10 protein-coding genes are annotated in these 10,712 nt (G+C 59.5%); 7 read left to right on the top strand and 3 right to left on the bottom strand.

Annotated elements, in window-relative coordinates; all coding sequences use genetic code 11:
• Window positions 1–41: 41 nt before the first annotated feature.
• Entirely contained in the window at window positions 42–788 is a 747-nt protein-coding gene (glnH, locus tag ACNAZS_RS22525) for a glutamine ABC transporter substrate-binding protein GlnH (protein WP_415792755.1), read from the bottom strand.
• Between the two features lie 182 nt (window positions 789–970).
• Here glnH and ACNAZS_RS22520 point away from each other — a divergent pair, with 182 nt between their 5' ends.
• Window positions 971–1,993, top strand: coding sequence for a C45 family autoproteolytic acyltransferase/hydolase (locus tag ACNAZS_RS22520; protein WP_415792754.1), 1,023 nt, complete (start codon window positions 971–973; stop codon window positions 1,991–1,993).
• 133 nt (window positions 1,994–2,126) lie between these two features.
• Here ACNAZS_RS22520 and ACNAZS_RS22515 read toward each other — a convergent pair whose 3' ends face one another.
• The gene (locus ACNAZS_RS22515) at window positions 2,127–2,996 is read right to left on the bottom strand and encodes a LysR substrate-binding domain-containing protein (protein WP_415792753.1); all 870 of its coding nucleotides are present in this window, start codon (window positions 2,994–2,996) and stop codon (window positions 2,127–2,129) included.
• A gap of 185 nt (window positions 2,997–3,181) precedes the next feature.
• Here ACNAZS_RS22515 and eno point away from each other — a divergent pair, with 185 nt between their 5' ends.
• The 6 genes from eno (at window position 3,182) to ACNAZS_RS22485 (ending at window position 9,732) form a co-directional block, all read left to right on the top strand.
• Window positions 3,182–4,459, top strand: a complete 1,278-nt coding sequence (gene eno / locus ACNAZS_RS22510; protein WP_415792752.1) for a phosphopyruvate hydratase — start codon at window positions 3,182–3,184, stop codon at window positions 4,457–4,459.
• Between the two features lie 147 nt (window positions 4,460–4,606).
• A complete protein-coding gene (locus ACNAZS_RS22505) occupies window positions 4,607–5,581 on the top strand; it encodes a TRAP transporter substrate-binding protein (protein WP_415792751.1) in 975 nt (324 codons plus the stop codon).
• A 5-nt stretch (window positions 5,582–5,586) separates the two neighbouring features.
• On the top strand, window positions 5,587–6,087 hold the full coding sequence (locus tag ACNAZS_RS22500; protein ID WP_415792750.1) for a TRAP transporter small permease: 501 nt from the start codon (window positions 5,587–5,589) through the stop codon (window positions 6,085–6,087).
• Window positions 6,080–7,381 (top strand): TRAP transporter large permease, encoded by a 1,302-nt coding sequence (locus tag ACNAZS_RS22495; RefSeq protein WP_415792749.1) that lies wholly within the window; start codon window positions 6,080–6,082, stop codon window positions 7,379–7,381. Before ACNAZS_RS22500 ends, ACNAZS_RS22495 begins: the two co-directional genes overlap by 8 nt.
• A 310-nt stretch (window positions 7,382–7,691) precedes the next feature.
• On the top strand, window positions 7,692–8,252 hold the full coding sequence (locus ACNAZS_RS22490) for a 5'-3'-deoxyribonucleotidase (RefSeq protein ID WP_415792748.1): 561 nt from the start codon (window positions 7,692–7,694) through the stop codon (window positions 8,250–8,252).
• 142 nt (window positions 8,253–8,394) lie between these two features.
• A complete protein-coding gene (locus tag ACNAZS_RS22485) occupies window positions 8,395–9,732 on the top strand; it encodes an NAD(P)H-dependent oxidoreductase (RefSeq protein ID WP_415792747.1) in 1,338 nt (445 codons plus the stop codon).
• Between the two features lie 83 nt (window positions 9,733–9,815).
• Here the strand turns inward: ACNAZS_RS22485 and ACNAZS_RS22480 are convergent, their stop codons facing one another.
• The gene (locus ACNAZS_RS22480) at window positions 9,816–10,697 is read right to left on the bottom strand and encodes a LysR substrate-binding domain-containing protein (RefSeq protein WP_415792746.1); all 882 of its coding nucleotides are present in this window, start codon (window positions 10,695–10,697) and stop codon (window positions 9,816–9,818) included.
• Window positions 10,698–10,712 lie beyond the last annotated feature (15 nt).

The following is a 10,712-nucleotide window of genomic DNA, read 5'->3' as shown; positions in this document are numbered from 1 at the left end:
CCCCCCCNCAANCNCCCTACCCATGATGGGCGGGGCCACTCTCAGGGCTGTTTACCAAACCACTTGGTATAGATGGCGTCGTACTGACCGTTGGACTTGAGCGTCGCGAGGGCCTTGTTAACCTGGGGAACCAGGTCGCTACCCTTGGGGAATGCGATGCCGTAAAAGTCACCGCTCTTGAGTGCGCCGGTGACTTTGACCCGGCCCTTGCCGGCCGTGTTGGCGTAGTACTGGACATTGGGAGTGTCATGCACGGCGGCATCGACCCGGCCGGTGGCCAATTCGAGATAGGCGTTGTCGATGTTGGGGAACAAGCGCAGCTTGGCGTCCGGGACTTCTTTTTTCATGAAGTCCACCGTGGCCGTACCGGTCTTGACCGCGACATCCTTGCCCGCCAGGTCGGCTGCGGTCTTGATATCGGTATTGCTCTCGGGGACCAGGATGGCCAGACCGCTTTCGTAATAGGGATCAGAGAAATCGATGACTTTTTTGCGATCGTCACGGATGGTGATACCCGCCAGGGCGACGTCGATGTTTTTGGTTTGCAGGCCCGGGATAATGCCGTTGAAATCCATCGGTTGCAGCTTGTATTTGACCTTGAGCTCTTTGGCAATGGCATCCCACAGATCGATATCGAATCCGGTATAGGTATTACCTTTTTTGAACTCAAAAGGGATAAAGGCCGTGTCGGTCGCGACGACCAATTCCTTGTCCTGGGCTGCGGCGGTCGTGACGGCGCCGATCAGGCTCAAGCCCACCAGTACGGCGGCAAACTTGCGTTTCATCATCGATATGCTCCTGTAGAGGCAACGAGCTCCGGTAAACCCGAAGCCGGTAATTTATCTTAACCCATGCGTCCCCATAGGCGTATACGCGGCAACCCTGCCCGTGAATCCGTCCCTGATATATCCTTAGTCATCAAAACGGAAAAACGGGAATCTACAATAGGGATTCACGCAGGAGGCCTCTGATGTCGTTTAAACCTGTCGCTATCACCGGTACCCGCCGGCAAGTGGGCGTGGCCCTGGGCAAACTGGCCCGCCCGTTAATGTCGGCCTATCTGGATCAAAGTACGACCTGGCGAACGTTACGCCCGTGGCGTGGCCACGTCTACCTGCAAGAACTGGCAGGAAATATCCAGCACTATTTGCCCGAGCTCTGGGAAGAGTTCGAAGGCATGGCCGAAGGCCTACGATTGCCCGCCGACGATCTGCTGCTGTGGAATTGCCGGGGCGACCTGCTGCACCAGACCACGGATGGCTGCACCTCGATCACGATACAGGGTGCCGAGGGCGTGCGCTGGATCGCGCACAACGAGGATGGCGATCCCTATCTGTATGGCCGCTGCCCCATCGTTGACGTGCGGCCCGATGATGCGCCGGGCTATGTCAGCTTTTATTACCCCGGCTCGTTGCCTGGCCATACCTTTGCAGCGAACCGCAGCGGGATCGTGCAGACGATCAACAATCTGCGCACGCGCGCTCGACGCACCGGCGTGCCGCGCATGTTTTTGGCGCGCGCGGTGCTGGATTGCGAGACCCTGGATCAGGCGGTTGAGTTGTTGCGCGATACGCCGCGTGCCGGCTCGTTTCATCACATGCTGGGCGCATCGGGCGACGAACGTCTATTCAGCATCGAAGCCATGCCGGGGTTGTGCTCGATGAAACCCATCGCGCGCCGCTACGGACACGCCAATCACATGATTCACGACGCGTCCCAGGACGTCGCCCAGATCATCACCGACTCGTCACGCGCGCGCCAGACCCGTGTCGATGGCCTGCTCGATGGCTGGCATAGCGGAGCCGACGAAACACATATTGTCGCGGCACTGCACGACACTGACGGCCCACTGCCCATCCTGCGCTGTGCGGCCAATGATCCCGACGAGGAAAACACCTTGGCCACGGCAGTGTTTGAACTGGACGACGAACACGTCAACCTGCGGATCTATGACCGCAAGAAAACCGTGGCACAACGCATCGCCATCAAGTGAGATCCTGACGGCGCGCCGCGTGGCTTTGTTTATCGTTGACAACACATCCCGCAGCGCCGTGACGCTCTTTGTCGCGACACAATCTCACCGCACGGGTGCAAGCCCGGCCTAACCCGCACGGCAATCACCACGTTCAGGTACCACCGTCGGAAAGTGCGCCGCGCAACCAATCGACAAAGGCGACCGCCTGATCGCTCAGGCGTCGGCCCGCCGCGGGTAACGCGCACAGGCCACCGTCGAACTCGACGGTGCCAAATGGCGCGACCAAGGTACCCTCGGCCAGCTCACGCGCGATCAGGCGCTGCTCGACCAGAGCGACACCCAGACCAGACAATGCCGCCTCGATGCATAGATGGCTGTGCGGGAACTCCAGAACGTCTGCGCGTGCCACTGACTTGCCCGTTTTGATTTCCCACTGATTCCAGGCGCTAGAAGTGTACTCATGGGCGATGCGCACGCGCTTGGTGGCCGGCAGCTTGGCGCAGGCAGGCGCGCACACCGCCGCAAAACGCACCGGCGCCAGGAAAATCGCGCGCTGTCGATCCGCCTGCGCGTAGTGGGACATGTCCCACGCCACCAGGATATCCGCCCCTTCGTTGCGCATCTCGCGCGCGGACGTCATGGAGAGCCGGATCTGGATCTGCGGATGTTGTCGGTAAAACACCGCCAACTGCGGCACTAACCAACGCATGGCAAATGTGGCGCTGCACGCGACATGTACGCCCGGCCCCGCCGTGTGATTCACCAAGCGCTGGTAAGCGCTTTCCAGCTGGTCAAATGCGGACCGCGTCGTGCCATAGAAATCAACGGCCGCGGGCGTCATCCGCAGGCCGGTGCCGTCCCGCTCAAACAACGCCGTCCCCGCATCGTCACTTAACAGTTTGATATGCCGGCTGACCGCGCCATGCGTGCGAGCCAACTCGTCGGCCGCGCGTGTCACGGACCCCGTGCGGGCAACGGCCTCGAACGCACGCAAAGCGGCCAGCGGAGGAAGTTTTCTCATCAGGGATCGCTGTCAGAAATATCGCCAGGGACATTGTCAGAAAAACTGACTAATGGCCAAAATAAATCGATATTCGAATGCTAACAATATTTTTAGAATTTCTCTCTGTTTTAGCTATTTTCAGAAATACCACATCGAAATCTCAGACGATCTTCGTTTAATTAACTCACATAAAGGAATCCGGCATGCATATCGTCGACATCCAGGCCCATGAAGCGCTCGATAGCCGCGGCAACCCAACAGTTGAAGTCGAAGTCTCCCTATCCGACGGTACCCAAGCGATCGCCCTGGTGCCGTCCGGCGCCTCGACAGGCGCTCGAGAAGCGTGCGAACGGCGTGACGGCGATCCTGGCCGGTTGACCGGACGGGGTGTGCTGGGCGCTGTCCATAGCGTCAACACGGAAGTCCGCGACACGTTGATCGGCATGCATGCGGATCAACAAGCCGCCATTGATCACGCCATGATTGCCCTGGACGGCACGGACAATAAACATCGCCTCGGCGCCAATGCCATTCTGGGCGTATCGCTGGCCGTGGCGCGCGCCGCAGCCGATAGCCTGCGGCGTCCGCTTTGGCATTACCTGGGCGGGTCGCAGGCTTGCGTGTTGCCCGTGCCCATGATCAATGTGATCAACGGCGGCGCCCATGCGGATAATCCGCTGGATTTTCAGGAATTCATGATCTTGCCGGTGGGAGCCGATACCTTCGCCGACGCCATGCGCATGGGCGCGGAGGTCTTTCACGCGCTCAAGGACGGACTGAAACGGGCGGGCCATGCCATCAATGTGGGCGATGAGGGAGGCTTTGCGCCGGATTTGCGTTCGGCCGAGGATGCGTTGGACTTTCTCTTGGCCGCGATCGAACAGGCGGGCCTAAAACCCGTGCAGGATATAGCGCTGGCGCTGGACCCCGCCGCGAGCGAATTGCACAGCACGGCAGGCTATTTTTATGCAGGGCAGAATCGCCATCTGAATTCCGAAGAACAGGTCGAGTATCTCGCCGCCCTCACACGGGCGTACTCGATCGTCTCGATCGAGGACGGAATGGCCGAGAATGATCCGACGGGTTGGCGCCTGCTTACCGAACGACTCGGCGCGGATTGCCAATTGGTCGGTGACGACGTGTTTTGTACGAACCCCGCCCTCTTCCAACAGGGCATTGAGCAAGGCACCGGCAACGCGATCCTAGTGAAGATCAACCAGATTGGCACCTTGACGGAAACGCAGCAAGTGTTGCGCCTGGCGACCCGGCACGGTTATCGCACCGTGATTTCGCATCGCTCGGGCGAAACCGAAGATACCTTCATCGCCGATCTTGCGGTGGCGTGCAATGCGGGACTGATCAAAACGGGTTCGATGTCGCGCTCCGAGCGCACGGCAAAGTACAACCGGCTGCTGAGAATCGAGCGAGAGTTAGGCGCGGCGGCCGTGTATGCCGGGACAGACGCGTTAGCGTCACACTAGGACTTTCCCGTATGTAGGGTGTTCTCGAGTATCGGAGGGCGTTCAGACCCGTAGAATTGCAACCCTTATGGCACCGCAAAGCTTGCTCGCTGTGTTTCTGTGATATGCGGGGCTACTCGCCCTCCTTTACACCAAGAAGGATCTCTCATGAAAAAGACCCTCCCCTTGCTCGCCGGCAGCTTTGTCCTGGCCTTCAGCACGAGCGCCATGGCACAAACCACGTGGGATTTGCCCAGCGCCTATCCCGCCAGCAACTTCCACGTCGAGAACCTGACCACGTTCGCGAAAGACGTCGAGTCGCTGTCGAAGGGCAAACTGAAAATCACACTGCACAACAATGCGTCGCTGTACAAGGCCCCCGAAATCAAGCGCGCCGTACAAGGCAACCAGGCCCAGATCGGCGAAATCCTGCTGACGAACTACGCCAACGAAGATCCGATTTATGCACTGGACGGCCTGCCGTTCCTGGCCACGGGCTACGATGCCGCGTTCAAGCTGTATCAGGCACAAAAACCGTACCTGGAAAAGAAACTGGCCGCACAAGGCATGACCCTGTTGTTTACGGTGGCCTGGCCTCCTCAAGGAATCTACGCCAACAAGGACCTGAAGACCGTCGCGGACCTCAAGGGCCTGAAGTGGCGCGCCTATAGCCCCGTGACGGCCAAGATCGCCGAACTGGCGGGCGCACAACCGGTGACGGTACAAGCGGCCGAACTGTCGCAAGCCATGGCCACCGGCGTGATCGATTCGTACATGTCGTCGGCCTCGACGGGCTATGACACCAAGACCTACGAGTACATCAAAAAATGGTACGACACCGAAGCCTGGTTGCCCAAGAACGCCATCATCGTCAACAAGAAAGCGTTTGACGCGCTAGACCCGGCCGCCCAGGAAGCCCTGAAAAAAGCCGGCGCCGAAGCCGAGAAACGCGGTTGGGCGCTCTCGCAAGAAAAGAGCAAGTGGTATCAGGCCGAGCTGACCAAGAACGGCATGCAAATCATCAAGCCCACGCCCGAGCTGCAATCCGGCATGACCAAGCTGGGCGAAACGATGATCAAGGAATGGGAAGAGCGCGCGGGCGATGACGGTAAAGCCATCCTCGACTCTTACCGCAAGATGTAAGCTCCATGCGCCGTTTTCTTGATACTTTGTACGGCGCGGCCGGCCTGTTGGCCGGCTTGTGCATGATAGGCGTGCTGGTTTCTGTACTGGCCGCCATCATTGCCCGCCAACTGGGATGGAATGTGCCTGGCACGGATGCCTATGCCGGCTATTTCATGGCCGCGGCAGGCTTTCTGGCGTTGGCCAGCACGTTTAAACACGGCGAACACATCCGCGTCACGCTGCTGCTGAACTCACTCGCAAAGCGCAGCAGCCAGCGACTGGATGTTTTCGCGCTGTGCGCCGGCACCTTGCTGGCTGCCGCGTTTGCGTTTTTCAGCATCAAGCTGATGCTCGATTCGCATACGTATAACGATGTCTCGACCGCCAACGACGCGACGCCGCTGTGGATTCCACAGATCAGCATGGCAGTCGGTACGGTGTTATTCCTGGTTTCGCTGGTCGATGAACTGTTCCGTCGTCTGCGCGGCCTGCCCGCCCCCTCCTCACAGCAAACCCATGAATGAAGTTCTCGTTATTACCCTCTTGGTCATCTCGATTTTCACACTGCTGGGCTGCGGTGTCTGGGTAGGTTTGACACTGGCGGGCACCGCATGGATCGGCATGGAAATCTTTTCCAGTCGACCCGCTGGCGACGCAATGGCAGTCACCATCTGGGGGGCTGCCTCGAGCTGGACGCTGACCGCCCTGCCTCTATTCTTGTGGATGGGCGAAATCCTGTTTCGCACGCGCCTATCGGAGGACTTGTTCAAAGGATTGGCACCGTGGTTGAACCGCCTGCCAGGCCGCTTATTGCACACCAATGTGATTGGCTGCGCAATTTTCGCCGCAGTATCTGGCTCGTCAGCCGCGACCTGCGCGACAGTAGGCAAAATGACGATTCCCGAACTGACGAGACGCGGCTATCCAGAAAGCAAGATCTTGGGCACCCTGTCAGGCGCGGGAACGCTCGGGCTCTTGATTCCGCCATCCATCATCATGATCGTATATGGCGTATCGGCGAACGTCTCGATCGCCCGCCTGTTCATCGCGGGCGTCATCCCCGGCATTATGCTGGCGGCGCTGTTCATGGGCTACATCATGTGGTGGGCGTTGCGCAATCCCAAGGAAGTACCGATCGCCGACGAGCATTTAACATTCACACAAAAGCTAAAACAGTCCCGGCATTTGATTCCCGTGCTCATCTTGATCGCCGCGGTACTCGGCTCGATTTACGCCGGCGTTGCAACCGCAACGGAAGCGGCCGCGATCGGCGTAGTCGGCGCACTCGTCCTATCAGGACTGCAAGGCTCGCTGACAAAAAGCAGTTTTTACCAATCGCTGATGGGCGCGACGCGCTTGTACTGCATGATTGCGCTGATTCTGGCGGGTGCACAGTTCTTGACGCTATCAATGGGCTACATCGGTCTGCCCCGCGCACTAGCGGAATGGATCGGCGGCCTCGGGCTGTCTCAGCTCGGCCTGATCATGGCGCTGATGGTGTTCTTCATCGTGCTCGGTGCGTTCCTGGACGGCATTTCGATCGTGGTACTCACCATGGGAGTGTTGTTGCCCACGGTACAGGCAGCAGGCATCGATCTGATCTGGTTCGGTATCTTCGTCGTCTTCGTTGTGGAAATGGCGCAGATAACGCCACCGGTGGGGTTCAACCTGTTCGTGTTATCGGGCATGACCGGCCGCGAGTTGCCGTACATCGCGCGGGTGTCGTTGCCGATGTTCTTTCTGATGATCGTGGCGGTGTTCCTGCTTTATCTTGTGCCAGGGATTGCGACTTGGCTGCCGCAGAATATGCGGTTGTAGGTGGGGGCATTTGCTGTTGCGGGAGGGTGTGTAGTTCTATTGACGCCCGCGTCCGGTGTGTGTAGGCGAGGCTGGCCATATCGCACCGGCTCGGCCCATGATCAGGGGCCGAGATCCCGCTGCGCGGGACTTCCCGTCGTTCAAAAGGCCGGCGGGGCCACGGAGACGGCTCGGGACTCACAACGGAGTAGTTCCCCTCGCGTGTTGAGACATCGCGTGAGATGCAAAGAGGGTTTGTGCTGGGTGAGCGAGGTCGGGGGTGAGGGTTGCGTGGCACAATCAACGGCACGCTTACCGGTGGGAACTGACCATGCTTATTTTGTTGGATCAAGATGGGGTGTTGGCTGATTTTGACCAGGCCTTTCTGACGGTGTGGCGAGAGCGGTATCCGGATATTGCGCCAGTCGAGCATGAGGATCGTAAGTCGTTCCATATTTTGAAGGATTATCCGCGCGAGCTTCGGGGCCGGGCGGAGGCGATTTATACGGCGCCGGGATTTGTGCGTGATTTGCCACCTGTGCCGGGTGCGCTGGAGGCGGTGAAGGCGTTGCTGGCGCTGGGAATGGATATTCGCATTTGTACTTCGCCGCTGACTCAGTTCGAGAACTGCGTGATGGAAAAGTATTTATGGGTCGAGAAGCATCTCGGGCGTGAGGCGACGAACCGATTGATTTTGACTCGGGACAAGACGCTGGTTCACGGCGATTTGTTGATTGACGATAAGCCAGAGATCAACGGTGCGATCCGGCCTCGGTGGAAGCATATTCTGTTTGATGCGCCCTATAACCGGCATGTGACGGATCGACCCCGCATGACGTGGACGAACTGGCGTAGTGTGCTGGCGGGCGAGCTCTATGCGGCGGATGCCTGATTGCGCTAGCCATCCGTTTGAACGCAAATACTTTCGCTATCCATCACAGAAAACCGCTATTCTGGCGTCTGCAGCACTGCCGATATCCCTGATACCAGGTTGATGAGTCGCACCCTGACGGCTCACGCGCTTAGGAGACGCCATGAATCTGCACCGTATGCTCAAGCAACGCCAGGCTGACGGTAAACCTTTACGCGTCGCGCTGATTGGCGCGGGCAAGTTCGGCTCGATGTTTCTCAGTCAGGCCCAGCGTACGCCGGGTATTCAGTTGGTCGCGGTGGCGGATTTGAGGCCCGATCGGGCCCGTGCGGCGTTGACTCGGGTGGGCTGGCCGGCCGATGCGCTGCATTCGACTAGCGTGTCCGATGCCGCAAAGTCCGGCCGGGTGTTTTTCAGCGACGATGCCGAGACCGTCATTGCCAGCGCGGAGGTGCAGATTGTGATTGATGCGACCGGCCAGGCGGCCGCTGGCATCGCGCATGTGCTGGCGTGCTGCGAGTACGGCAAGCACATCATTATGGTCAACGTCGAAGCCGATGCACTGGCCGGCCCGCTGTTGGCGCGAAAGGCGCGTGAGGCCGGCATTGTGTATTCGCTGGCCTATGGCGACCAGCCTGCCCTGATTTGCGAAATGGTCGATTGGGCGCGTACGAGCGGTTTTGAGGTGATTGCGGCGGGCAAAGGTACGAAGTATCTGCCCGAGTTTCATACATCGACGCCCGAGACGGTGTGGCCCTACTACGGCTTTACGAACGAGATGGTGGCCGCGGGCGATTTCAATGCCCAAATGTTCAACAGTTTTCTGGATGGGACCAAAAGCGCCATCGAGATGGCAGCCGTGTCCAATGCCACCGGTCTGGCGCCTTCGCCATCGGGGTTGCATTTCCCTCCCTGCGGCGTCGACGATTTGGCGCGCGTGCTGCGCCCTCGCGAAGAGGGCGGCATGTTGCACCATCGAGGCCAGGTGGAGGTGATTTCGTCGCTGGAACGCGATGGCCGCCCGGTATTTCGCGATTTGCGCTGGGGCGTCTACGTCACGCTGGCCGCCGATAGCGACTACGTGCGGCGCTGCTTCAAGGAATATGGCCTGATTACCGATCCCAGCGGGAACTACGCTGCGATGTACAAGCCCTATCACTTGATTGGACTGGAGCTCGGCATCAGCGTGGCCAGTGTCGGGCTGCGACATGAGCCGACAGGCTCTGCAACCGGCTGGCACGGCGACGTCGTCGCCACGGCCAAGCGCGATTTACCCGCCGGTCAAGAACTCGATGGCGAAGGGGGCTATACGGTGTATGGCCGCCTGATGCCCGCACGCGACTCTGTCGCCGATGGCTATCTGCCGCTAGGACTGGCCCACAAGGTCAAGCTGAAAAATCCGATTCGACAATCGCAGCCGATCCGTTGGCACGATATCGACTTTGACGAAAACGCACCCGCCGTGCAGTTCCGACGTGAAATGGAACAGACGTTTGCGTGATCCACTGTCGGCGCGCCCCCGCGTAGCCATACGCCGAGACGCCATAGTTGACCTGAATTCGGGGGCAACTAGCCCGACAGGTGTCAGAGCCGCTCGGCCAAAAAGTCCAGGAAACACGTGATACGCTGCGCCAACTGCGTATTACGGTAATACACCGCATGCATCGGCTGCAGATAATCGGTATGGGCGGCCTCCAGCAATTTCACGAGGCGACCCGCCGCGAGATCGTCTTGCACCATGAATGCGGCCAGACAAGCAATTCCCACGCCGTGAATCGCCAACGCGCGCTGGGTTTCCCCACTGGATGTCGCCAAGGTCGGTCTGACGGTCAGCCCCGTGCCGTCCGCTTGCTGCAGCGGCCACACGTTGAGCGTCTCGGGCTGGGTAAAACCCAGCAGTTCGTGATGACGCAAGTCGGCCACAGTGGCGGGATTGCCTCGACGCGCCACATAATCGGGGCTGGCTACCACCCAACGCGGTGATGGCCGCAGCGCACGCGCATGCAGACTGGAATCTGGGAGCGGCCCGGCACGCAGAGCAATATCGGTGTGGTGTTCAACAAGGTCGACGATCCGGTCATTGCTCGTCAGCTCTAGCGAAATCTCCGGGTACTGCGCTCGGAACGCCGCCATATGCGGCGTCACGCAGTGCAACATCACGGGCGCTGATGCGTCGACGCGCAGCTTGCCGGCGGGTTGTTGCTGGCGCATGCGCATGCACTCTTCGGCCTCATCCAGATCACCGACGATGCCGCGCGCACGCTGCAAAAACAACTGACCTTCTTCGGTGAGCTCCATGCGACGCGTCGTGCGCGTCAACAAAGTCACCCCCAACTGAGTTTCCAGGCGCGACAGGCCTCGGCTGACACCTGAGGCTGTCTGCCCCAAGAATTCCGCGGCCGCACTCATGCTGCCGGTATCGACCACCGCCAGAAACACCCTCAATGCGTCGGAATTGAGCGTCATTATTGACTCCTAGAC

This window comes from Bordetella tumulicola (assembly GCF_965138755.1).
GTDB lineage: Bacteria > Pseudomonadota > Gammaproteobacteria > Burkholderiales > Burkholderiaceae_B > Bordetella_A > Bordetella_A tumulicola.
The sequence above is the reverse complement of the archived record's forward strand: the minus strand, read 5'-3'. Positions and strand labels throughout refer to the sequence as shown.

Excerpts from the sequence above, each read along its gene's own strand:
- eno (WP_415792752.1), top strand. The coding sequence starts at position 3,182 with ATGCATATCGTCGACATCCAGGCCCATGAAGCGCTCGATAGCCGCGGC.
- ACNAZS_RS22505 (WP_415792751.1), top strand. The coding sequence starts at position 4,607 with ATGAAAAAGACCCTCCCCTTGCTCGCCGGCAGCTTTGTCCTGGCCTTC.
- ACNAZS_RS22480 (WP_415792746.1), bottom strand. The coding sequence starts at position 10,697 with ATGACGCTCAATTCCGACGCATTGAGGGTGTTTCTGGCGGTGGTCGAT.
- ACNAZS_RS22520 (WP_415792754.1), top strand. The coding sequence starts at position 971 with ATGTCGTTTAAACCTGTCGCTATCACCGGTACCCGCCGGCAAGTGGGC.
- ACNAZS_RS22495 (WP_415792749.1), top strand. The coding sequence starts at position 6,080 with ATGAATGAAGTTCTCGTTATTACCCTCTTGGTCATCTCGATTTTCACA.
- ACNAZS_RS22515 (WP_415792753.1), bottom strand. The coding sequence starts at position 2,996 with ATGAGAAAACTTCCTCCGCTGGCCGCTTTGCGTGCGTTCGAGGCCGTT.
- glnH (WP_415792755.1), bottom strand. The coding sequence starts at position 788 with ATGATGAAACGCAAGTTTGCCGCCGTACTGGTGGGCTTGAGCCTGATC.
- ACNAZS_RS22485 (WP_415792747.1), top strand. The coding sequence starts at position 8,395 with ATGAATCTGCACCGTATGCTCAAGCAACGCCAGGCTGACGGTAAACCT.
- ACNAZS_RS22500 (WP_415792750.1), top strand. The coding sequence starts at position 5,587 with ATGCGCCGTTTTCTTGATACTTTGTACGGCGCGGCCGGCCTGTTGGCC.
- ACNAZS_RS22490 (WP_415792748.1), top strand. The coding sequence starts at position 7,692 with ATGCTTATTTTGTTGGATCAAGATGGGGTGTTGGCTGATTTTGACCAG.